This is a genomic window from Microbacterium rhizophilum, assembly GCF_039605615.1.
GTDB lineage: Bacteria > Actinomycetota > Actinomycetes > Actinomycetales > Microbacteriaceae > Microbacterium > Microbacterium rhizophilus.
Map to the genome: position 1 here is coordinate 1 of NZ_JBCNUN010000006.1, position 20495 is coordinate 20495.

A 20495-nucleotide genomic window follows, 5' to 3' on the forward strand; every position below is an offset into this window, starting at 1 on the left:
AGTGTCACCACCAAACACACCCGAAGTGTCACCGATGTCCTGATACAGAACTGTCACCAATGTCCTGCGACATGACAGCGCCAGAAACCGCGTGTCGTCGCCGAGAACACGTGTTTTCGGGCGGGGTGGGGGCGGGAGCCCGCGTCAGAGCCTTGCGCGCGTGAGCTTCTCCGCCAGGCCCGTGTAGGTCGCGGGCGTGAGGTCGAGCAGGCGCTGCCTCGCCTCGTCGCCGATCTCGAGGCCCTTGACGAACTCGGCGAGGTCGGCGGCCCCGACGCGGCGGCCGCGCGTGAGCTCCTTCAGCAGCGCATAGGGATCCTGGATCGTCGACCGGCCGGCCGTGACCTCGGCGCGCACGACAGTCTGGATGGCCTCGCCGAGCACCTCCCAGTTGTGGTCGAGGTCGGCCAGCAGCACGTCGCGCGCGAGCGAGATCTCGCCGAGGCCGCGCGTGAGGTTGTCGAGCGCGAGCAGCGAGTGGCCGAACGCGACGCCGATGTTGCGCTGCGTGGTGGAGTCGGTGAGGTCGCGCTGCAGGCGCGAGGTGACGAGCGTCGAGCCGAGCGAGGCCAGCAGCGCGCCGGACAGCTCGAGGTTCGCCTCGGCGTTCTCGAACCGGATCGGGTTGATCTTGTGCGGCATGGTCGACGATCCGGTCGCGCCCGCGACGGGGATCTGCGCGAAGTAGCCGAGCGAGATGTAGGTCCAGATGTCGGTCGCGAGGTTGTGCAGGATGCCGCCCGCGTGGCGGACGCGGTCGTACAGCTCGACCTGCCAGTCGTGCGACTCGATCTGCGTCGTGAGCGGGTTGAACGTCAGGTCGAGCGACTCCACGAACGCGCGCGCGATGTTCGGCCACGCGACCTGGGGCGCGGCGGCGAGGTGGGCCGACCAGGTGCCGGTCGCGCCGGAGAACTTGCCGAGGTACTCGCCGCCCTCGATCTGCGAGAGCACGCGCTCGAGGCGCCACACGAACACCCCGAGCTCCTTGCCCATGGTCGTCGGCGTCGCGGGCTGGCCGTGCGTGCGCGACAGCATCGCGGCGTCCGCGTGCTCCAGGGCGAGATCGCGCAGGCGCTGGATCACGCCGCGGAACTTCGGGAGCCACACGTCGTTCACGGCGCGCTTGACGGTCAGGGCGTACGCGAGCGAGTTGATGTCCTCGCTCGTGCAGCCGAAGTGGGTGAGCTCGGCGATCCGGTCGAGGCCGAGCGCGCTCAGGCGGTCGCGCACGAGGTACTCGACGGCCTTCACGTCGTGGCGCGTGACGGCCTCGCGCTCGGCGAGCCAGTCGATCTCGCCCTGGCCGAACGTCACGTACAGCGCGCGCAGCTGGTGCTTCTCGTCCTGCGTCAGCGGCGTGGTGCCGAACAGCGAGTGGTTCGTGAGCGTGATGAGCCACTCGATCTCGACCTCGACGCGGGCCCGGTTCAGGCCCGCCTCCGAGAGGTACTCGCCGAGCGGCGAGACCGCGGCCTGGTAGCGGCCGTCGAGCGGGCTGAGGGGCTGGGTGGGCAGAGTGGTCACGCGGGACCTCCGGATCGAAGTCAGATGGCGGATCGAGGCGGACGGATCGCCGGTTCGAGCTGGCGGAACAGCGCCCGGCTGGCGCTCTCGATCATACCGAGCACGTCGTCGAACGCCCGGTCGTCGGCGTAATAGGGGTCGGGCACATCCGGCACCGCGGCACCCGGATCGAAGGACGTCAGCAGCGAGATCCGGTCGCGGTGGTCCTCGGCCTGGGCCCAGTGCCGCAGGATCCGCTCGTGCGTGCGGTCGAGCGCGATCACCAGGTCGTTGTCGTGGAACGCGGTGACCGTGAACTGCTTCGCGCGATGCGCGGATCCGTCGTATCCGCGACGCTCGAGCGCCGCGATCGTGCGGTGGTCGGCGCGCTCGCCGACGTGCCAGTCGCCCGTGCCGGCGCTGGTGGAGACCACGCGCTCGCCCACGCCCGCGCGCACGGCGAGCGCGCGGAACACCACCTCGGCCATGGGAGACCGGCAGATGTTCCCCGTGCAGACGAACACGACGCGGAACGGGACGATGCGGAAGGGATCCGGATCGACCATGCGCCCATTCTGCCCGCGGCGCGGGGTTCGCACAGCCGCGCGCTCGTCCACAGCGCCGGCGGCCCGCGGGTTCGGCCCCCATGGCCGTCCGGCCGTGATCCGCGGGCGCCGGAACGGGCACCGTGGGGGCCATGCGCATCGAGGGATACGACACCGCGGACGACGCGTGCCGCCTGCTCGCCGCGGCGCGCGCGAGCGCCGAGCAGGGGGCCGCGGCGCTCGCGGTCGCACGGGAGCTGACCGCGTGGCACTCGCCCGCGGGCGACGCGTTCCGGGAGACCACGGTGCAGCACGGCGCGCTCGCGTCCGCGCTCGTCGCGGCCTGCGACGAGGCGGCGCGCGCGATCCGCTGGCAGAGCATGGTGCACGCCGGCGGCGTGGCCCAGGAGGCGTGATGGGCTTCGAGGTGGGGCCGGGATCGGTCGTGTCGGTCGACACCGACAGCCTGCGGGCGGCGGCGGCCCGGTTCGATGCGGCGGCGGGGCACTTCGAGGCCGCCCGCGCGGACGGCTGGTCCGCCGCGGCCCGCACACCGTTCCCCGTCGACCAGGCGCCGGCCGAGGACGTCGCGACGCGGGCGGGCTTTCTCGCCGACGGCGCGCGCGGGGTGGCGGGGGCGCTGCGGCGGGCGGCCGACGTCTACGAGATCGTCGAGGCCGACACCGCGCTGGCCATGCTGGCGGCGGATCCGGGGCCGGGCCGCGCGCGGATCCAGGCCGTGCGCATGTGGGAGGAGCGCATCCGCGCCGCCGAGGCACGCAGCCCCGGCGCGGCCGACGAGGCCGAGCGCCTCGTCGGGCAGTGGCTGGCGACGCGGCACGAGGAGCTCGCGGCGAACATGACGTTCGGGCTCCCGCTGACGGTGCCGGTCCCGGGCGCGCCGGGGTGGCTCTCGCTGCCCGCCGGCCTCGTGCCGCTGCTGTTCGGCACCTTCCTGCTCGGGCTCGTCGACCGGTTCGGCCACGGGGTGATGTCGCGCGAGCGGCGGCTGGCCGGGCAGGCCGCCCCGGTGCGGACCGGAGCGTATCCGCGGGAGCCCGCCGTCGCGGTGGCGGGGCTCGCCGACGCCGTGCGGCGCATTCCGGTCTCCGACCACACGCAGGTGCGGGTGGAGAGGTACACGTTCGCCGATCGGCCGCCCGAGTACGCCGTGTACATCACCGGCACGCGCGCCATGACGGAGCTCGGCGTCTACGCGCCGTTCGAGGCGCTGCGCGGCGGCGGCGAGGCGTGGGACTCGGAGTCGAACCTCGACCTCTACTTCGACAAGGCCGCCGAGTCGTACGAGGCCGTGCGCGACGCGCTGCGGAAGTCGGGCGCGCAGCCGGGCGCGACCGTGCACGCGTTCGGACACTCCCAGGGCGGCATGGTCGCGTCGCACCTGGCGCGGGAGGGGGAGTACGACGTAAAGACGCTCGTCACGTTCGGCTCGCCCGTGCAGCTCATGGCCGGCGCGGGCACCCTGAACGTCTCCCTGCGGCACCGGGACGACATCGTCGGCACGGGCCTCACGGGCGGCGGATCCCCCGCAGCCGGCGGCGGAGCCGGAAGCGTCGTGATCCAGGACGCGTTCTCGCCCGGCGCGGAGCTCCTCGACGCGAAGGCCCAGATCGCCCCGCACCTCCTCGACGCGTACGAGCAGCTCGCCGAGCGGGCGGACACGACAGAGGACACGCAGCTGGGCCCGATCCGCGACCGGCTCGCGGGGCTCGCCGCGGCCGAGTCCGTCGAGAAGTACGAGTATGCGGCCGAGCGGGAGGGATCCGGCTAGCGGCTCAGTCCCGCTTCTTCTGCGGGCGCAGCACGATCCCGAAGATCCAGTTGATGACGCTGATGAGGAACGCCGCGACCACGCCCCACCAGAAGTTCCCGACCGTCAGTCCCCAGCTCCAGGCGCCTGTGATGACCGCGGTGAGCCACAGCAGGAAGCCGTTGATGACCAGCGAGATCAGGCCGAGCGTCAGGATGTACAGCGGGAACGCGACGATCTTGATGATCGTCCCGATGATGGTGTTGACGAGCGCGAAGATCGCGGCCACCGCCAGCAGCGTCAGCACGAGCTGCAGGTCGCCGCCCGGGGCGAACGGGGTCACGCTCACCTGCAGGGCCGGGATCAGCGTCACGACCCAGATGGCGAACGCGTTCACGACGACGCGGACGAGGAAGCGCATGCGGGTATCTTCGCAGGAACCTCGCGCACGCGCTCGGGTGGCCCCCGGGTGTCCGGGTCAGGCCGGCGCGCCGATCAGCCGGGAGATCTCGTCCGCGGCGGCGACGGCCGCATCGGCGAACTGCTCGATCGAGGTGCCGGGATGCTCGAGCGCGATCGACGAGATCGACAGGCCGTGGGTCACGGCTCCGGTGTGGTCGCGGATGCCGGCCGACACGCACACGGTGCCCAGCTCGTTCTCGCCGAGGTCGGTCGCGAAGCCGCGCTCGCGCACGCGGCGGAGCTCGGCGTCCAGCGCGTCGAGCGTCGTGATCGTCGCGTTCGTGCGCGGGGGCAGGCCCACGCGCGCGGCGAACTCGGCGACCTGCGCGGCGGGCCAGGAAGCCATCACCACCTTGCCCATGCCCGTCGAGTGCATCGGCATCCCGTGACCGACGCGCGACTTCATCTGGTACGGCTTGGTCGCATCGCGGCGGATCAGGTAGACGATCTCGTTGTCGGTGGCGACGCCGACGTGCACCGTGCAGTCGACCTCCGCGACGAGGCGGTCGACGATCGGCCGCGCGACCTGCGCGATGTCGACCGTGGAGATCGCGCGACCGGCCAGCGACAGCAGCGCCGGCCCGGCGCGGTAGCCGCGCTCGCCGTCGCCCGCGATGAAGTCGTTCGCGACGAGCGTCGCCAGGATCCGGTGGACGGTCGCCTTGGCCAGGCCCGACGCCGACACGATGTCCGTGAACCGCGAGTGCTCGAGCGCCGCCGCGAGCACGTTGAGCGTCTTCTCGCTCGCGCTGAGCGCGTCCCCGCTGTCGGTCACTTCGACTCGCCCCGTTCGCTCGTTACGTCGCACCGCGTCCCCTCCCGTGCCCGGTCGGCACGGACCCGCGCATCTATACTGAATTATAGAACACGGTTTCGTCAGGTGGAACGCCGGACGGGCTGCACGCGCTCACGGCACCATGGAGGTCCGCATGAACACCCCTTCCACGACGAGCGTGCTCCACGGCCAGCGCCTGGTGCCCCTCGCGGCACCGACGGACGCCGCCCAGACCGCGGCCCTGCGGGACGGCCTCCTCGGGGGCGGACTGAAGATCGTCGAGGTGGGGCTGCGCACCCCGTACTCGATGACCGCGCTGACCGAGCTCGCCGCCGGCGGCGAGCTGATCGTCGGTGCCGGCACGGTGCTCGACGGCGCGCAGGCCGAGGCCGCGCTCGACGCCGGGGCCGCGTTCCTCGTGACGCCCGGCTTCGCCGACGACATCGTCGAGGTCGCCCGGCGCCGCGGCGTGCCGATCGTGCCCGGCGTCGCCACGGCGACCGAGGTGCTGCGCGCACGCCAGGCCGGCCTGCGGTTCGTCAAGCTGTTCCCCGCGAACGTCCTGGGCGGGCTGAAGTACATCGGCGCCCTGAGCGCGGCGTTCGGCGACATGTCGTTCATGCCCTCCGGCGGGGTCTCGCAGGCCACGCTGGCCGAGCACCTGGCGCACCCCGCGGTCGCCGCCGTGAGCGGCAGCTGGCTGACCTCGGGCGCGATGCTCGACCGGGGCGCCGACGCCGTGGCGGAGGCCGTGCGCGCGTCGGTCGAGATCGCGGACGCCTCGGTGCGCGCGAGCGCCGCGCGGAGCGAGTCGAAGTGACCGGCCTCGTCACGGTCGGCGAGAGCCTCGCGCTCGTCTACTCGCCGCGCACGGGCGGCTTCGACACCGCCGCCGACGCCGCGGTGAGCTTCGGCGGCGCCGAGAGCAACGTCGCGATCGCCGCCGCGCGGCTCGGCGCCGACGCGACCTGGATCGGCCGCATCGGCGACGACGCGTTCGGCCGCCGCATCGTGCGCGGCATCCGCGGCGAGGGCGTGGACGTCGTCGCGACGATCGACCCCGAGGCGCCCACCGCGCTCATGGTCAAGGACCGCCCCTCCCTCGGCCGCACGCGCGTCGTCTACTACCGCGCGGGCAACGCGGGCAGCCGGATCGGGGTCGAGGATGTGCCGCAGGACGTCGTCGCCTCGGCCCGCATCTTCCACTTCACGGGCATCGCGCTCGCGCTCAGCGGCCCCTCCGCCGAGACCGTGCTGGCCGCCGCGCGCGCCGCGCGCGCGGGCGGCGCGCTCGTGTCGTTCGACCTGAACCACCGCTCCAAGCTCTGGAGCGCCGAGGCCGCCGGCCGGGCGTTCCGCGAGGCGTTCGCCCTGGCGGACATCGTGTTCGCGGGCGACGACGAGGCCGCCCTGGCGGTCGGCGAGGGGTCGCCGGCGGAGCTGGCCGAGCGGATCGCCGCGTACGGGCCGCGCGAGGTGATCATCAAGCTGGGGGAGCACGGCGCGTACGCGCTCGAGGGTGACCGCACGCATGAGCAGCCGTCGTTCCGCGTCGACGTCGCCGACACCGTGGGCGCGGGCGATGCGTTCGTCGGCGGCTACCTCGCCGAGCGGCTCGCCGGCCTGGACCTGCCCGAGCGGATGCGCACCGCCGCGGCCGCGGGCGCGTGCGCCTGCCGCGGCGACGGCGACTGGGAGATGATGCCCACCCGACGCGACCTCGCCGAGCTCCTCGCGGGCGGCGATCCCGTCTCCCGGTAGTTTCTGACGGTGCGCGAGAGGGGTCCCGCCATGGACACGGCGGGACCCCTTCTTCACGACTCCGACCTCGTGGGAGCGCGCCGGCGCGGCCCGGAGGAAACGGTCAGTCCTCGCTGGGCTTGCGCCAGGTTCCGGCCTTGATGGCGTCCTCGACGGGCCACAGCTTCTCGTAGCGGTGACCCGCGAGCTTCTCCATCGTGGCGCGCACGGCGGGGTCGGCCTCGGCCTTCGCGCCGCCGTCCTCGAGACGCGCGGTCTCGGCGAGCAGGATCGCGTGCGTCGGCTTGTCGAGGTGGAACAGGCGCGACATCACGAACGCGGCCACGATGAGCGCGAGCGGCAGGATGACCGTGACCGCGGCGATCGCGCCCGAGACGCCGGCGGGCTGGACCAGCACGCACGCCTCGGTGCAGGACTCATCGAGCGGCACGCCGCCCTCCGTGCCCGGCTTCAGGTAGCCCGAGGCGTCGATGAGCGCGCCCACGATCAGCGAGCCGATGGCGCCGGTCGACTTGCGGCCGAACGTCATCACGGCGGCGTAGATGCCGGCGCGGTGCTGGCCCGTCATCAGGTAGTCCACATCCGGGATGAACGGGTAGACGTTCCAGGGCGTGAACTCGAGCAGCGCGCGGCCGGCCTGGTAGGCGACGCCGACGATGATGAGCAGTGCGACGGTCGAGTCGGGCTGGAAGAGGTAGATCGCGCCGATCGCCAGCAGCGACGCCACGATGATCGTGTACGACGTGGCGTAGAGGAACCGCGGGCCCTTCCGGACCATCAGGAAGCCCGCCGCGATCGTCACGGGCAGGCCCACGATCGCGAGCGACTGCAGCGTGAGGCCGAACGTCTCGCTGTTGGCGACCGAGTAGACGATGAAGAACGTCAGCGCGCTCGAGAAGATGTCCTTGGCCGTGAACGAGCACAGGTAGATCACGAGGTGCTTCACGAACGTGATGTTCTTGAAGGTGCTCCCGGCCTGCACGAGCGTGTCCTTCACGTTCTTCCAGACGCTCTGGCGCGGCTGCGCCTCGAGCGCGGCGAGGAACTCGGGCGTGAGCTTGCGCTCCCACGTCGTGAAGTACGCGATCGCCACGCCGGCCGCGAACAGCACCGCCATGGCGGCGCCGGCGATGAGGTACGCGTCGGGGTTGCCGGTGGTCTTGATGGCGGCCGGCAGCGCGAACACGAGGAACGTGCCGGTCGCCGAGAAGAACATGCGCGTCGACGACAGCTTGGTGCGGTCGACGTAGTCGGCGGTCATCTCGTTGGGCAGCGTCTCCCACGGGATCAGGATCATCGCCATCACGATCTCGATCACGAGATATACGACGAGGTAGTACCAGAAGCCCATGCCCGCGATCCACAGCAGCGGGAACGTGACGAGCACGGCCGGGGCGCCGATCAGCAGGAAGAAGTGGCGGCGTCCGAAGCGGCGACCGATCCGGGTCCGGAAGAAGTTGTCCGTGAGCGGGCCGATCAGCAGGCTCACCACGGCGTCGACGATGCGCGCGATGAACAGGATGGACGCGCCCTCGAGCGCGGTCACGTTGCCGTACGTCGTGAAGAAGAACAGCATGAGGCCGCCGACGATGGTGTTCCATCCGCCGCCCATGAGGTCGACGACGCCGTAGCCCATGCTGCGGACGATCGTGATGGGCTTGGCCGTGTAGACCCGGCCGGTCGAGTAGTCGCGCTCCTCCGGGGGCGGCGTCGCGATTCGGGAGTGCATGTGGTGGGTTCCTTCCTTGGCCCGCGCACGTGTGGCGTCGATGCCTGGTTCCGCACAATGGAACACTGGTCTGTGGTGCGGACACAGGCTAAGCGCGGTCCCGGGCCCGCGCAAGTCGGCCGCGTGGGGAGCTCGACCCGCTCCGGAGGACGGGATCGAGTACCGTGGTTACGAAAACAGACCTGCGTTCCGCTGGGCGAAACACCCGGCGGAGCGCACCGAACTGCGTAAGGCGGCGATCGACGATGACGCTCGACACAGCTCCCGGAGCCGCGGCCCGGACCTTCCTCGGCCCCGACTTCCTGCTCGGCTCCGCCACCGCGCGCCGCCTGTTCGCCGCGGCCGGCGACGTGCCGATCGTCGACTACCACTGCCACCTCTCGGCGCAGGAGCTCGCGGACGACCGCCGCTTCGCCTCGATCACCGAGGTCTGGCTCGGCGCCGACCACTACAAATGGCGGCTGATGCGCGGCGCGGGCGTCGACGAGCGCCTGATCACGGGCGCGGCGGACGACTGGGAGAAGTTCCACGCGTTCGCCACGGTCCTGGGACGGGCGATCGGCAACCCGATCCACCACTGGTCGCACCTCGAGCTGCAGCGGTACTTCGGCATCCACGACGTCCTCGACGCCGACAGCGCGCGCGACATCTACGACCGCGCGAACGAGCAGCTCCAGCGCCCCGAGTTCAGCGCGCGCGGGCTCGTGAAGGCCAGCGGCGTCGAGGTGATCTGCACCACGGACGACCCGCTCGACGCGCTCGAGCACCACGAGGCGCTCGCCGCGGCGACGGACTTCGACACCCTCGTGGTGCCCGGCTTCCGCCCCGACGGCGTGCTGCGGATCGAGCGCGACGCGTTCGGCCCATACGTCGAGCGCCTCGCGCACGCCACGGGCATCGAGGTCGCCGGCTTCGACGGCCTCGTGGCGGCGCTCGAGCAGCGCATCGCGTACTTCGACGCGCGGGGCTGCACGGTCTCGGACCAGTCGCTCGAGATCTTCCCGAAGCGCGCGACGAGCGACGCCGAGGCCGACGCGATCCTGCGCCGCCGCCTGGCCGGCGAGCCGCTCACGGCGCGGGACGCGGACGACTTCCGCTGGGCGCTGATGCGGCGCCTCGCGAAGCTGTACCACGCGCGGGACTGGGTCATGGAGCTGCACGTCAACGCGCTGCGCGACGCCAACCCCCGCGCCATGCGGCAGATCGGCCACGACACCGGCTTCGACGCGATCGGCGAGGACCGTCCGATCGAGGCGCTGCGGGAGTTCCTGGGCGAGCTCGAGGCCGACGACACCCTGCCGCGCACGCTGCTGTTCACCGTGGACGAGGGGCAGAACAAGCAGCTCGCCGTGCTCGCCACGTGCTTCCCCGGATCCGGCATCGCCGCCAAGGTGCAGCTCGGCAACGCCTGGTGGTTCAACGACACGATCGCGGGCATGGCCGCGCAGATCCGCACGTTCGCGGAGGTCGGCTACCTGCCGGCGGCCGTCGGCATGGTGACCGACTCGCGCTCGTTCCTGTCGTATCCCCGGCACGAGTACTTCCGCCGGATCGTGGTGGACATCGTCGCGCAGTGGGTCGACTCGGGCGAGTTCCCCGCCTCCGACGCGACGCTCGAGTCGATCCTGCGCGACATCTTCCACGACAACTCGGTGCGGTACTTCCGCTTCGACGTGCCGCTGGTGGGAGGTGTCGCATGAGCCTCACCCTCGATGCGACCGCGGTCGACCGGCCGGCGGAGTTCGAGGCCGCCGGGTTCGGCGTGCCGCGATACGACGTGCGCGCGATGCGCGCCGCCACGGCCGAGCGGCCCACCTGGGTGCACCTCGGCGCGGGCAACTTCTTCCGCAGCCTGCACGCGGTCGTGGCGCAGCGCATGCTCGACGCCGGGCACGACACGGGCGTCATCCTGGCGAATCTGCGCGATCCCGCCGTGGTCGAGAACTCCCGCGCGACCGACGACCTGTTCGTGAACGCCGTGATGCGGGAGGACGGATCGCTCGAGCCCACCCTGATCGCGTCGGTCGCCGAGAGCCACCACCTCGGGCCGGACTCCGAGGAGGGCTGGGAGCGCCTGACCGCGGTGTTCGAGAACCCCTCGCTGCAACTCGTCACGCTCACCGTCACCGAGAAGGGCTACCTGCTCTCCGACGGCGACGTCGCGCACGGGCCCGGCCGCGTCCGCGGTGCGATCCCGGCGCTGGCCACGCTGCTGCTGGCGCGCTTCACCGCGGGGGCGGCGCCGATCGCTCTCGTGAGCACCGACAACTTCTCCGAGAACGGCGAGCGCCTCGCGTCCGCCGTCCAGGCCGTCGCGGGCGCCTGGGCCGCGGCGGGTCAGGCGCCCGAGGCCTTCGCGGCGTACCTCGCGGATCCGTCCGCCGTGACGTACCCCTCGACCATGGTCGACCGGATCACGCCCGCCCCGTCCGCCGCGGTGGGGGAGAGACTGGCCGCGCTCGGGCTGGAGACCACACGGATCCACGAGCGCGCCTCCGGGGGAGCGCTCGCCGCGTTCTCCAACACCGAGGCCGTCAGCTACCTGGTGCTCGAGGACGACTTCCCGAACGGCCGCCCGCCGTTCGAGCGCGGCGGCGTGGTGCTCGGCGACCGCGAGACCGTGGGCCGTGCCGACCGCATGAAGGTGTGCACGTGCCTCAACCCGCTGCACACCGCCATGGCGGTGACGGGGTGCCTGCTCGGCTTCACCCGCATCGCCGACATGATGACGGACTCCGACATCCGTCGCCTGGTGGTGGGCGTCGGGGCCGTCGAGGGCCTGCCCGTCGTCGACGCCCCGGCCGGCATGGACCCGGCGGCGTTCCTCCGCGAGGTCATCGAGAAGCGCCTGCCCAACCCGGGCCTGCCCGACGCCCCGCAGCGCATCGCATCCGACACCTCGCAGAAGGTGGGCATCCGCTTCGGCGAGACGATCCGCCGTCACGTGGCGGCCGGATCCGCGCAGTCGCTCACGTGGATCCCGTTCGCGATCGCCGCGTGGATCCGGTACCTGCTGGCCGTCGACGACCAGGGCGCGCCCTTCGAGCGCAGCCCGGATCCGCTGCTGGCGCAGCTGGACGAGCGCCTCTCCGGCGTGCGGTTCGGCGAGCCGCGCACGGCCACCGCCGCGCGTGAGCTGCTGGCCGACGCGTCCGTCTTCGGCGTCGACCTCGTCGAGGCGGGCGTCGCCAACACGGTGATCGCCCACCTCAGCACGCTTCTTCACGGGCCCGGCGCCGTCCGCTCGGGTCTCTACGCCCTCGCTCACTCGTAAGGAGCACCCCATGAGAATGTCCTTCCGCTGGTTCGGCGCCCAGGACGATCCGATCCCCCTGCAGCACATCCGGCAGATCCCGGGCGTGCACGACGTCGTCGGCGCGCTGTACGACGTGCCGGTGGGCCAGACGTGGCCCGAGGACAAGATCGGCGCGCTCAAGAAGCAGGTCGAGGAGGCGGGCCTGTCGCTCGAGGTGATCGAGTCGGTCAACATCCACGACGACATCAAGATCGGCCTGCCCTCGCGCGACCGCTACATCGACAACTACCGCGAGACGATCCGCCGCCTCGGCGCGGTGGGCATCTCGGTGATCTGCTACAACTTCATGCCGGTGTTCGACTGGCTGCGCACCGAGCTCTGGTACGAGCTGCCGGACGGCTCGCAGACCATGCAGTACGACCGCTCGGTGTCCGAGGCGATCACGCCCGAGGGGCTGCTCGCGCAGTACGAGAGCGAGTCGTCGGGCCTCGTCCTGCCGGGCTGGGAGCCCGAGCGCCTCGCCGACCTGCGGAGCCTGTTCGCGAAGTACGACGGCATCGACGCCGCCGCGCTGCGCGAGAACCTGAGGTACTTCCTCGAGGCGATCATCCCCGTGTGCGAGGAGGTGGGCATCTCGATGGCGATCCATCCGGACGATCCGCCCCACCCGCTGTTCGGCCTGCCGCGCGTGGTGTCGAACCGCGAGGACCTGCGCTGGATCGTCGACGCGGTCGACAGCCCGAACAACGGCCTGACCCTGTGCACGGGAAGCCTCGGGGCCAACCCCGACAACAGCGTCGTGGACATCGTGCGCGAGTTCGCGGGCGAGGGGCGCGTGCCGTTCGCGCACATCCGCAACATCCGCTGGCAGGACACCGGCCGCTTCTACGAGTCGGCGCATCTGTCGTCGGAGGGGTCGCTCGACCTGTACGACATCGTCAGGACGTTCCACGACGCGGGCTTCGACGGCTTCATCCGCCCCGACCACGGCCGCATGATCTGGGGCGAGACCGGCCGCCCCGGCTACGGCCTGTACGACCGCGCGATCGGCGCCAGCTACCTCAACGGCCTGTGGGAGGCGGTGGACAAGGGGTCGCGGGGCTGACCTCGAGCCGCACAACGCAGGAGCGGATGTGACGGACGGGCCGCCTGCGACGCCTGACGGCAGAATCCGGATCCCGGTCCTGCGTTGGGCAGGTGGGATGGACGCGGCCCGTCAATAGACTGGCTCCATGACGTCCACCGAGCCGGTCCTGCCGCGCATCCGCCCCGAGATCGCGGCCCTGCCGCCGTACAAGCAGGGGCGCGCGGCCGACCCGAGCGGGTTCAAGCTGTCGAGCAACGAGAACCCGTTCGAGCCGCTGCCCGGGGTGGTCGAGGCCGCGCGCGCGGCGGTCGACTTCAACCGGTACCCCGACGCGACCGCCGCGAATCTGCGCGCCGCGCTGGGCGCGAAGTACGGCGTCCAGCCCGAGGGCGTGCTGGTGGGTGCGGGGAGCGTCGCGCTGCTGCAGGCGTTCGTGCAGGCCGCCGCCACGGTGGGCGACGAGGTCCTCTACTCGTGGCGCTCGTTCGAGGCGTACCCCGGCCTGGTGCTGATCGCGGGCGCCACCGGGGTGCAGGTGCCGAACCTGTCCGACGGCCGTCACGATCTCGACGCCATGGCCGCCGCGGTCACCGACCGCACCCGCGTCATCCTGCTCTGCACGCCCAACAACCCGACCGGCCCGGTCATCACGAGCGCCGAGTTCCACGCGTTCGTCGCCCAGGTGCCGTCCGACGTGCTGATCCTGCTGGACGAGGCGTATGCCGAGTTCGTGCGCGACGACGCCGCGGTCGACGGCCTGGGCGAGCGCGTGTACGAGGCGCACCCCAACGTGGTCGTGCTGCGCACGTTCTCCAAGGCGTACGGGCTCGCGGCCCTGCGTGTGGGCTACGCGATCGGCCACCCGCGCGTGCTCGATGCGGGCCGCAGCACCGTCACGCCGCTGTCGGTCACGGCCACCGCCGTCGCCGCCGCTGTGGCGAGTCTCGCGCACCAGGCCGAGCTCGACGAGCGCGTCGACGAGCTCGTCGCGCGCCGCAGCGCGCTCGTCGAGGGCCTGCGGGAGATCGGCTGGGAGGTCCCGGACGCCCAGGGCAACTTCGTGTGGCTGCCGGCGTCCGAGCACGTCGACTCGACGACCGTCGCCGCCGCGTTCGACGCCGCCGGGATCATCGTGCGCCCGTTCCCCGAGGGCGTGCGCATATCGATCGGCGAGCATGAGTCTGTGGAGAAGGTACTGCGGATCGCCGGATCCGTTGTCCCGAGTCTTCCCTCGGTCGAACGCTGACCCGCGGCTAGCGTGGAACGGTGACTTCGGCAGGAGCTGTTCCCACGGAACCCGCGATCGACCCGACCGTCCGCGTGCTCGCGGCAGACGGCACGATCGCGCCATCCGAATCCGCCGAGCGGTACCTGCCCCTGATCGACGCGCTGAGCGACGCCGAGGTCGAGCAGTTCTACCGCGACATGGCGGTGATCCGGGCGTTCGACCGCCAGGCGACGCTGCTGCAGCGCCAGGGGCAGCTCGCCCTCTGGCCGCCGTCGCAGGGGCAGGAGGCCGCGCAGGTCGGATCCGCGCGCGCCGCCCGCACGCAGGACCACGTCTTCCCGTCGTACCGGGAGCACGTGGTGTGCACGATCCGCGGCGTGGATCCGGTCGACATCATCAAGCTGATGCGCGGCACGAGCCACGGCGGCTGGGACCCGACGGATCCCAAGAACGGGAACACGCACATCTACACGCTGGTGCTCGGGTCGCAGACCCTGCACGCCACGGGCTACGCGATGGGCATGGCGTTCGACGGGCGATCCGGATCCGGCGATCCCGAGAAGGACGAGGCCGTCATCGTCTACTACGGCGACGGCGCCTCCAGCCAGGGCGATGTGCACGAGTCGATGGTGTTCGCCGTGAGCTACCAGACCCCGCAGGTGTTCTTCCTGCAGAACAACCACTGGGCGATCTCGGTGCCGGTCGCGACGCAGTCGCGCGCGCCGCTGGCCGACCGGGCCGCGGGCTACGGCATGCCGAGCGTCCGCGTGGACGGCAACGACGTGCTCGCGAGCTACGCGGTCTCCAAGGTCGCGCTCGACGAGGCGCGCGCCGGCGGCGGACCGCAGGCGATCGAGGCCGTGACGTACCGGATGGGCGCGCACACCACGAGCGACGATCCCACGAAGTACCGCACGAGCGACGAGGAGCAGTCCTGGATCGCGCGTGATCCGATCACGCGGATGCGCGCGTACCTCGAGGGCCGCGGCGCCCCCGAGGCGTTCTTCGCCGATGTCGACGCCGAGGCCGCCGCGCTCGCCGCGGACGCCCGCACGCGCACGCTGCAGCTGGAGGCGCCCGGACGCGACACGATCTTCTCCCACGTGTACTCCGAACCGCATCCGCTCATGGACGAGCAGCGGAAGTGGCTGTCCGACTACGAGGCCTCGTTCGAGGGGCAGGAGTGAGCGGCATGGAGACCATGACCCTGGCGAAGGCGCTGAACGCCGGCCTGCGCAAGGCCATGGCCGACAGCGACCGCGTGCTCATGATGGGCGAGGACATCGGCCGCCTCGGCGGAGTGTTCCGCGTGACCGAGGGCCTGCAGGCCGAGTTCGGCGAGCGCCGCGTGCTCGACACGCCGCTCGCGGAGTCGGGCCTCGTCGGCACCGCCATCGGCCTCGCGATGACCGGGTTCCGCCCGGTCGTGGAGATCCAGTTCGACGGGTTCGTGTTCCCGGCGTTCGACCAGATCACCACCCAGCTCGCGAAGATGACCAACCGGCACGAGGGGGCCCTCTCGCTGCCCGTCGTGATCCGGATCCCGTACGGCGGCCACATCGGCGCGATCGAGCACCACCAGGAGAGCCCGGAGGCGTACTTCACGCACACCGCCGGGCTGCGCGTGGTCAGCCCGTCGACGCCGAACGACGCGTACTGGATGATCCAGGATGCGATCACGTCGACGGATCCGGTGATCTTCCTCGAGCCGAAGTCGAAGTACTGGCAGAAGGGCGAGGTCGACCTGTCCGGCCCCGCGCTGCCGCTGCACGCGAGCCGGATCGTCCGCCGCGGCACCGACGTGACGCTCGTCGGCCACGGCGCGATGGTCACGACCCTGCTGCAGGCCGCGGCGCTCGCGGAGGCCGAGGGCACCAGCTGCGAGGTCGTCGACCTGCGGTCGCTGTCGCCCATCGACTACGGCCCCGTCCTCGACTCGGTGCGCTCGACCGGCCGCGTCGTCGTCGCGCAGGAGGCCCCGCAGAGCACGAGCGTGGGCAGCGAGATCGCCGCGACGATCGCCGAGCGCGCGTTCTACTCGCTCGAGGCGCCCGTCCTGCGCGTGTCGGGGTTCGACACGCCCTTCCCGCCCGCGAAGCTCGAGGGCGCCTACCTGCCGGACGCCGACCGGGTGCTGGAAGCAGTGGACCGCGCGCTCGCATACTGACGAGACACAGACGTAAGGACCGGATCATGCAGACCTTCCACCTCCCCGACGTCGGCGAGGGCCTGACCGAGGCCGAGCTCGTCTCCTGGCACGTCGCCCCGGGGGACACGGTCGCGGTCGACGACGTGATCGCCGAGATCGAGACCGCCAAGTCGCTCGTCGAGCTGCCCTCGCCCTTCTCGGGCACGGTGGGCGAGCTGCTCGTCGCCGAGGGGGACACGGTCGACGTGGGCGCGCCGATCATCACGGTGGTCGCCTCCGATGCGGGCCCCGGCGCCGCGGACGCGCACGAGCCGACCGGCCCCGGTCAGCACGTCGCGGAGGAGGGCGGCGGTTCCGTCCTGGTCGGCTACGGGACGGGCGGCGAGGCCAAGACCCGCCGCCGGAAGAAGCCCGAGAAGCCCGTCGCGTCGTCGGTCGGCGTGATCGCCAAGCCCCCGATCCGCAAGCTCGCGCGCGACCTCGGCGTCGACCTCGCCGAGGTGCGCCCGTCCGGTGCCGCGAGCGAGGTGACGCGCGAGGACGTGCTCGCGCACGCGCAGCAGGCCAGCGTGTTCCGCAACATCTCGACGCCGGAGTGGCCCGCGGTGCGCGAGGAGGAGATCCCCGTCCCGCCGCCCGAGCCGGCCGCGGCCGACGCCCGCGTCGAGGAGGTGCCGGTCAAGGGCGTCCGCAAGGCGACCGCCGCCGCCATGACCGGATCGGCGCACACCGCGCCGCACGTGTCGGTGTGGACCGACGTCGACGCCACGCGGACCATGGAGTTCGTCAAGCGCCTCAAGGCCTCGCCCGACTTCGCCGACGTCAAGGTCTCGCCGCTGCTGATCGTCGCCCGCGCCGTGCTGTGGGCCGTGCGCCGCACGCCCATGATCAACTCCGCGTGGGTGGACGGCGACGGCGGCGCGAAGATCCACGTCCGCAACTACGTGAACCTCGGCATCGCGGCCGCCACGCCGCGCGGCCTGCTGGTGCCGAACATCAAGGACGCGCAGGACCTCAGCATGCGCGACCTCGCCAGGGCGCTCGAGCGCCTCACCCTGACCGCGCGCGAGGGCAAGACGACGCCCGCGGATCAGCAGGGCGGCACCATCACGATCACGAACATCGGCGTGTTCGGGATGGACGCGGGCACCCCGATCATCAACCCCGGCGAGTCCGCGATCGTCGCGATGGGCGCCATCCGGCAGAAGCCGTGGGTCGTCGACGGCGAGGTGCGCCCGCGCTGGGTCACCACGGTGTCGGGCTCGTTCGACCACCGCGTGATCGACGGCGACGGCATCAGCCGCTTCCTCGCCGACGTCGCCTCCGTCCTCGAGGAGCCGGCGCTGCTGCTGGACTGAGCCCGGTTTGAGAACGATTCTCATTTGCGGTTAGAGTGGGGGCATGACCCCCCGCCGCGTGCTGCCCGTGTCCCTCCTCGCCGTCTCCGCCCTCGCGCTCGCCGCGTGCGCGAGCGACTCGGGGGATGGAGCCGGCGGCGACGCCTCGGCGCCGATCGTGGCCTCGACCAACGTGTACGCCTCGCTCGCGCAGGCCCTCGTCGGCGACGCGACCGAGGTGACGGCCGTGATCGACGACGCCACGCAGGATCCGCACGCGTACGAGGCGAGCGCGCGCGACCGGCTCGCGGTCCAGGACGCGGACGTCGTCATCATGAACGGCGGCGGCTACGACCCCTTCATGGACGAGCTCGTCGGCGAGGGGGCTGACGTGATCAGCGCCGTCGAGTTCTCGCACGACTTCCCCGGGAACGAGGGGCACGAGGCCGAGGAGGACCACGATCACGAGCACGCCGAGGGCGAGGGCCACGAGGGTCACGAGCACATCGAGGGCCTCAACGAGCACGTCTGGTACGACCCGCACACGATGATCTCCCTCGTCGAGGCGATCACCGAGGAGATCGAGCACGAGCTGCCCGACCTCGTCGATCCGGCCGTGCTCGAGGCCGATCGCGACGCGCTGGTCGGCGAGCTCGAGGGGATCGAGACGCGGCTCGAGGATCTCGCGGGATCGCACGAGGGGGAGGGCGTGTTCCTCACCGAGCCGATCGGCGGCTACCTCGCCACGACGGCCGGCCTGGAGGACGTCACGCCCGAGGGCTTCGCCGAGTCCGTCGAGGAGGGACAGGATGTCCCGCCCGCCACGCTGCTCGCCGCGACCCGCGCGATCGAGTCGGGCGACGTCGCGGTCGTGCTCGCCAATGCGCAGACGGGCGGTGCGGAGACCGAGCGCGTGATCGACGCCGCCGACGCCGCGGGCGTGCCCGTGGTGGAGCTCGGCGAGCTCCTCGGCGACGGCCAGACCTACGTCGAGTGGATGACCGGCAACGTGGACGCGCTCGAAGCCGCGCTGTCCTGAGCCGTTCTTTCTTCGTCTCGCACGCTGCGGGGCCCATCCGGGGCACGCTCGCTTCGCTCGCAGGCGACTTGCGCCCGCGTCGCAGGACAGAAGCCGAGAACCGTTATCACCAGCCGACCTAGACTGGCCCTCATGACCTCTTCCCCCGTGCTCGAGATCTCGGGCGCCGCGCTGCGCCTGCGCGGGCGCGAGCTGTGGGCGGGGCTGGATCTGGCGGTGCGGCCGGGCGAGTTCGTCGCGGTGCTGGGGCCGAGCGGATCCGGCAAGACCACGCTGCTGCGCGCGATCCTCGGCCTGCAGGAGCTCAGCGCGGGGGAGATCCGCGTGGCCGGCGCCGCCGTGCGCCGCGGCGACCGGCGCATCGGCTACATCCCGCAGCAGCGACCCCTGCCGCCCGGCACGAGCATGCGCGCGCGCGACCTCGTGGCGCTCGGCATCCAGGGCACGCGCTTCGGCCTGCCGATCCCGCGGCCGGGCGACCGCGCCCGCGTGGACGCGCTGCTCGCGGCCGTGGGTTCCTCGGCCTACGCCGACCGGCCCGTCGGGCTGCTGAGCGGCGGTGAGCAGCAGCGGCTGCGGGTCGCGCAGGCGCTGGCCGACGAGCCGGCCCTGCTGCTGTGCGACGAGCCGCTGTCGAGCCTCGATCTCGCGAACCAGCAGGCCGTCACCGCGATCATCGATCGCGAGCGCCGGGAGCGGGATGCGGCCGTCCTGTTCGTCACGCACGACGTGAACCCGATTCTCGATCGCGTGGACCGGATCCTGTACATCGCGGGCGGCCGGTTCACGCTGGGCACCCCCGACGAGGTGCTGCGCTCGGACGTGCTCACCGACCTCTACGGCGCCCCCGTGCACGTGCTGCGCGCCGGCGGTCGCCTCGTCGTCGTGGGCGTCCCCGACGCGGACGACCACTGCGACATCCCGGCCCCGGCCCTCGAGGCGGGCGCCGCGTGATCCGCCCCACCCTCGACTGGAGCGACGTCTTCTCGTTCCAGGACTACGGCGCGCTGCTGCAGCTCGTGTCGAACTCGGTGATCGCCGGCGCGATCCTCGGGATCGTCGGCGGGCTGATCGGCGTGTTCATCATGCAGCGCGACATGGCCTTCGCGGTGCACGGCGTGAGCGAGCTGTCGTTCGCGGGCGCCGCCGCGGCGCTGCTGTTCGGCGGCAGCGTGGTGATCGGGTCCCTCGCGGGCGCCGTCGCGGCGGCCGTCCTGATCGGCCTGCTCGGCGCGCGGGCGCGCGACCGCAACTCGATCGTCGGCGTGCTGATGCCCTTCGGCCTGGGCCTCGGCATCCTGTTCCTCTCGCTCTACGAGGGCCGCAGCGCCAACCGGTTCAGCCTGCTGACGGGGCAGATCGTGTCGGTGTCGAGCCCGGATCTCGGCTGGCTGATCGGGATCTCCCTGGTCGTCCTGATCGGGCTCGTGCTGGTGTGGAACCCGCTGCGGTTCGACTCGCTCGACGGCCAGTCGGCCGCGGCGCGCGGCGTGCCGACCAGCGCCGTGAGCATCGTGTTCATGCTGCTGCTGGGCCTGATCGTCGCGGTCGCGGTGCACATCATCGGCGCCCTGCTCGTCATGGCGCTGCTCGTGACCCCCGCGGCGGCCGCCATGCGCGTCAGCCACGGCCCGCTGGGCGTGCCGCTGCTCGCGGCCGCGTTCGGGTTCGTCTCCGCGGTCGGCGGCATCCTGCTGGCGATCGCGGGCACGCTGCCCGTGAGCCCGTACATCACGACCATCTCGTTCCTCATCTACGTCGTGTGCCGCGCGATCGCCTGGCGCCGCGACCGTGCGCTGACCGTGCAGGGTGCCCAGCCGGCGCCGAGAGTCGCGGCCTAGGATCGGTCG

19 protein-coding genes are annotated in these 20495 nt (G+C 72.0%); 14 read left to right on the forward strand and 5 right to left on the reverse strand.

Features of this window, described 5'->3' with window-relative positions:
- Positions 1-144 precede the first annotated feature (144 nt).
- Positions 145-1527: an adenylosuccinate lyase gene (gene purB, locus AAD528_RS10980; protein WP_345752120.1), complete on the reverse strand. Its 1383-nt coding sequence runs from the start codon at positions 1525-1527 to the stop codon at positions 145-147.
- Between the two features lie 20 nt (positions 1528-1547).
- Positions 1548-2072 (reverse strand): low molecular weight protein-tyrosine-phosphatase, encoded by a 525-nt coding sequence (locus tag AAD528_RS10985; RefSeq protein ID WP_345752121.1) that lies wholly within the window; start codon positions 2070-2072, stop codon positions 1548-1550.
- 131 nt (positions 2073-2203) lie between these two features.
- Between AAD528_RS10985 and AAD528_RS10990 the strand changes: the two genes are divergently transcribed.
- Together AAD528_RS10990 and AAD528_RS10995 are read left to right on the forward strand one after the other, a co-directional pair.
- Positions 2204-2467: a hypothetical protein gene (locus AAD528_RS10990; protein ID WP_345752122.1), complete on the forward strand. Its 264-nt coding sequence runs from the start codon at positions 2204-2206 to the stop codon at positions 2465-2467.
- Positions 2467-3843 carry an alpha/beta hydrolase gene (locus AAD528_RS10995; protein ID WP_345752123.1) on the forward strand — a complete coding sequence of 459 codons (1377 nt, stop codon included), beginning with the start codon at positions 2467-2469 and terminating at the stop codon, positions 3841-3843. The genes AAD528_RS10990 and AAD528_RS10995 overlap by 1 nt, the downstream gene beginning before the upstream one ends.
- 4 nt (positions 3844-3847) lie before the next feature.
- Here AAD528_RS10995 and AAD528_RS11000 read toward each other — a convergent pair whose 3' ends face one another.
- Together AAD528_RS11000 and AAD528_RS11005 are read right to left on the reverse strand one after the other, a co-directional pair.
- Positions 3848-4243 carry a phage holin family protein gene (locus AAD528_RS11000; RefSeq protein WP_345752124.1) on the reverse strand — a complete coding sequence of 132 codons (396 nt, stop codon included), beginning with the start codon at positions 4241-4243 and terminating at the stop codon, positions 3848-3850.
- A gap of 57 nt (positions 4244-4300) precedes the next feature.
- Complete coding sequence (locus AAD528_RS11005) at positions 4301-5059, reverse strand: IclR family transcriptional regulator (RefSeq protein WP_345752125.1); 759 nt, start codon at positions 5057-5059, stop codon at positions 4301-4303.
- A 154-nt stretch (positions 5060-5213) separates the two neighbouring features.
- Here AAD528_RS11005 and AAD528_RS11010 point away from each other — a divergent pair, with 154 nt between their 5' ends.
- Together AAD528_RS11010 and AAD528_RS11015 are read left to right on the forward strand one after the other, a co-directional pair.
- Entirely contained in the window at positions 5214-5879 is a 666-nt protein-coding gene (locus AAD528_RS11010) for a bifunctional 4-hydroxy-2-oxoglutarate aldolase/2-dehydro-3-deoxy-phosphogluconate aldolase (protein WP_345752126.1), read from the forward strand.
- On the forward strand, positions 5876-6820 hold the full coding sequence (locus AAD528_RS11015) for a sugar kinase (protein WP_345752127.1): 945 nt from the start codon (positions 5876-5878) through the stop codon (positions 6818-6820). The genes AAD528_RS11010 and AAD528_RS11015 overlap by 4 nt, the downstream gene beginning before the upstream one ends.
- A 103-nt stretch (positions 6821-6923) precedes the next feature.
- Here the strand turns inward: AAD528_RS11015 and AAD528_RS11020 are convergent, their stop codons facing one another.
- Entirely contained in the window at positions 6924-8549 is a 1626-nt protein-coding gene (locus tag AAD528_RS11020) for an MFS transporter (RefSeq protein ID WP_345752128.1), read from the reverse strand.
- Between the two features lie 245 nt (positions 8550-8794).
- On the opposite strand from AAD528_RS11020, the gene uxaC reads away from it, so the two are divergent.
- The 10 genes from uxaC (at position 8795) to AAD528_RS11070 (ending at position 20486) form a co-directional block, all read left to right on the forward strand.
- Positions 8795-10249 carry a glucuronate isomerase gene (uxaC, locus tag AAD528_RS11025; RefSeq protein WP_345752129.1) on the forward strand — a complete coding sequence of 485 codons (1455 nt, stop codon included), beginning with the start codon at positions 8795-8797 and terminating at the stop codon, positions 10247-10249.
- Positions 10246-11823: a mannitol dehydrogenase family protein gene (locus AAD528_RS11030; protein WP_345752130.1), complete on the forward strand. Its 1578-nt coding sequence runs from the start codon at positions 10246-10248 to the stop codon at positions 11821-11823. The genes uxaC and AAD528_RS11030 overlap by 4 nt, the downstream gene beginning before the upstream one ends.
- Positions 11824-11833: 10 nt before the next feature.
- Positions 11834-12910 carry a mannonate dehydratase gene (uxuA, locus tag AAD528_RS11035; RefSeq protein ID WP_345752131.1) on the forward strand — a complete coding sequence of 359 codons (1077 nt, stop codon included), beginning with the start codon at positions 11834-11836 and terminating at the stop codon, positions 12908-12910.
- A 127-nt stretch (positions 12911-13037) separates the two neighbouring features.
- Complete coding sequence (locus AAD528_RS11040; RefSeq protein WP_345752132.1) at positions 13038-14138, forward strand: histidinol-phosphate transaminase; 1101 nt, start codon at positions 13038-13040, stop codon at positions 14136-14138.
- Positions 14139-14158: 20 nt separating this feature from the next.
- On the forward strand, positions 14159-15307 hold the full coding sequence (locus tag AAD528_RS11045) for a thiamine pyrophosphate-dependent dehydrogenase E1 component subunit alpha (RefSeq protein WP_345752133.1): 1149 nt from the start codon (positions 14159-14161) through the stop codon (positions 15305-15307).
- A 5-nt stretch (positions 15308-15312) separates the two neighbouring features.
- Positions 15313-16287: an alpha-ketoacid dehydrogenase subunit beta gene (locus AAD528_RS11050; RefSeq protein WP_345752134.1), complete on the forward strand. Its 975-nt coding sequence runs from the start codon at positions 15313-15315 to the stop codon at positions 16285-16287.
- Between the two features lie 26 nt (positions 16288-16313).
- A complete protein-coding gene (locus AAD528_RS11055; protein ID WP_345752135.1) occupies positions 16314-17627 on the forward strand; it encodes a dihydrolipoamide acetyltransferase family protein in 1314 nt (437 codons plus the stop codon).
- Positions 17628-17670: 43 nt separating this feature from the next.
- A complete protein-coding gene (locus tag AAD528_RS11060) occupies positions 17671-18645 on the forward strand; it encodes a metal ABC transporter solute-binding protein, Zn/Mn family (RefSeq protein WP_345752136.1) in 975 nt (324 codons plus the stop codon).
- A 132-nt stretch (positions 18646-18777) separates the two neighbouring features.
- Positions 18778-19599 carry a metal ABC transporter ATP-binding protein gene (locus tag AAD528_RS11065; protein ID WP_345752137.1) on the forward strand — a complete coding sequence of 274 codons (822 nt, stop codon included), beginning with the start codon at positions 18778-18780 and terminating at the stop codon, positions 19597-19599.
- Positions 19596-20486, forward strand: coding sequence for a metal ABC transporter permease (locus AAD528_RS11070; protein WP_345752138.1), 891 nt, complete (start codon positions 19596-19598; stop codon positions 20484-20486). Before AAD528_RS11065 ends, AAD528_RS11070 begins: the two co-directional genes overlap by 4 nt.
- Positions 20487-20495: the final 9 nt, after the last annotated feature.

What these genes read in the sequence shown, in the direction of transcription:
- AAD528_RS10985 (WP_345752121.1), bottom strand. Translation starts at nt 2,072, where the DNA reads ATGGTCGATCCGGATCCCTTCCGCATCGTCCCGTTCCGCGTCGTGTTC.
- AAD528_RS10990 (WP_345752122.1), top strand. Translation starts at nt 2,204, where the DNA reads ATGCGCATCGAGGGATACGACACCGCGGACGACGCGTGCCGCCTGCTC.
- AAD528_RS10995 (WP_345752123.1), top strand. Translation starts at nt 2,467, where the DNA reads ATGGGCTTCGAGGTGGGGCCGGGATCGGTCGTGTCGGTCGACACCGAC.
- AAD528_RS11000 (WP_345752124.1), bottom strand. Translation starts at nt 4,243, where the DNA reads ATGCGCTTCCTCGTCCGCGTCGTCGTGAACGCGTTCGCCATCTGGGTC.
- AAD528_RS11010 (WP_345752126.1), top strand. Translation starts at nt 5,214, where the DNA reads ATGAACACCCCTTCCACGACGAGCGTGCTCCACGGCCAGCGCCTGGTG.
- AAD528_RS11020 (WP_345752128.1), bottom strand. Translation starts at nt 8,549, where the DNA reads ATGCACTCCCGAATCGCGACGCCGCCCCCGGAGGAGCGCGACTACTCG.
- uxaC (WP_345752129.1), top strand. Translation starts at nt 8,795, where the DNA reads ATGACGCTCGACACAGCTCCCGGAGCCGCGGCCCGGACCTTCCTCGGC.
- AAD528_RS11030 (WP_345752130.1), top strand. Translation starts at nt 10,246, where the DNA reads ATGAGCCTCACCCTCGATGCGACCGCGGTCGACCGGCCGGCGGAGTTC.
- uxuA (WP_345752131.1), top strand. Translation starts at nt 11,834, where the DNA reads ATGAGAATGTCCTTCCGCTGGTTCGGCGCCCAGGACGATCCGATCCCC.
- AAD528_RS11040 (WP_345752132.1), top strand. Translation starts at nt 13,038, where the DNA reads ATGACGTCCACCGAGCCGGTCCTGCCGCGCATCCGCCCCGAGATCGCG.
- AAD528_RS11050 (WP_345752134.1), top strand. Translation starts at nt 15,313, where the DNA reads ATGGAGACCATGACCCTGGCGAAGGCGCTGAACGCCGGCCTGCGCAAG.
- AAD528_RS11055 (WP_345752135.1), top strand. Translation starts at nt 16,314, where the DNA reads ATGCAGACCTTCCACCTCCCCGACGTCGGCGAGGGCCTGACCGAGGCC.
- AAD528_RS11060 (WP_345752136.1), top strand. Translation starts at nt 17,671, where the DNA reads ATGACCCCCCGCCGCGTGCTGCCCGTGTCCCTCCTCGCCGTCTCCGCC.
- AAD528_RS11065 (WP_345752137.1), top strand. Translation starts at nt 18,778, where the DNA reads ATGACCTCTTCCCCCGTGCTCGAGATCTCGGGCGCCGCGCTGCGCCTG.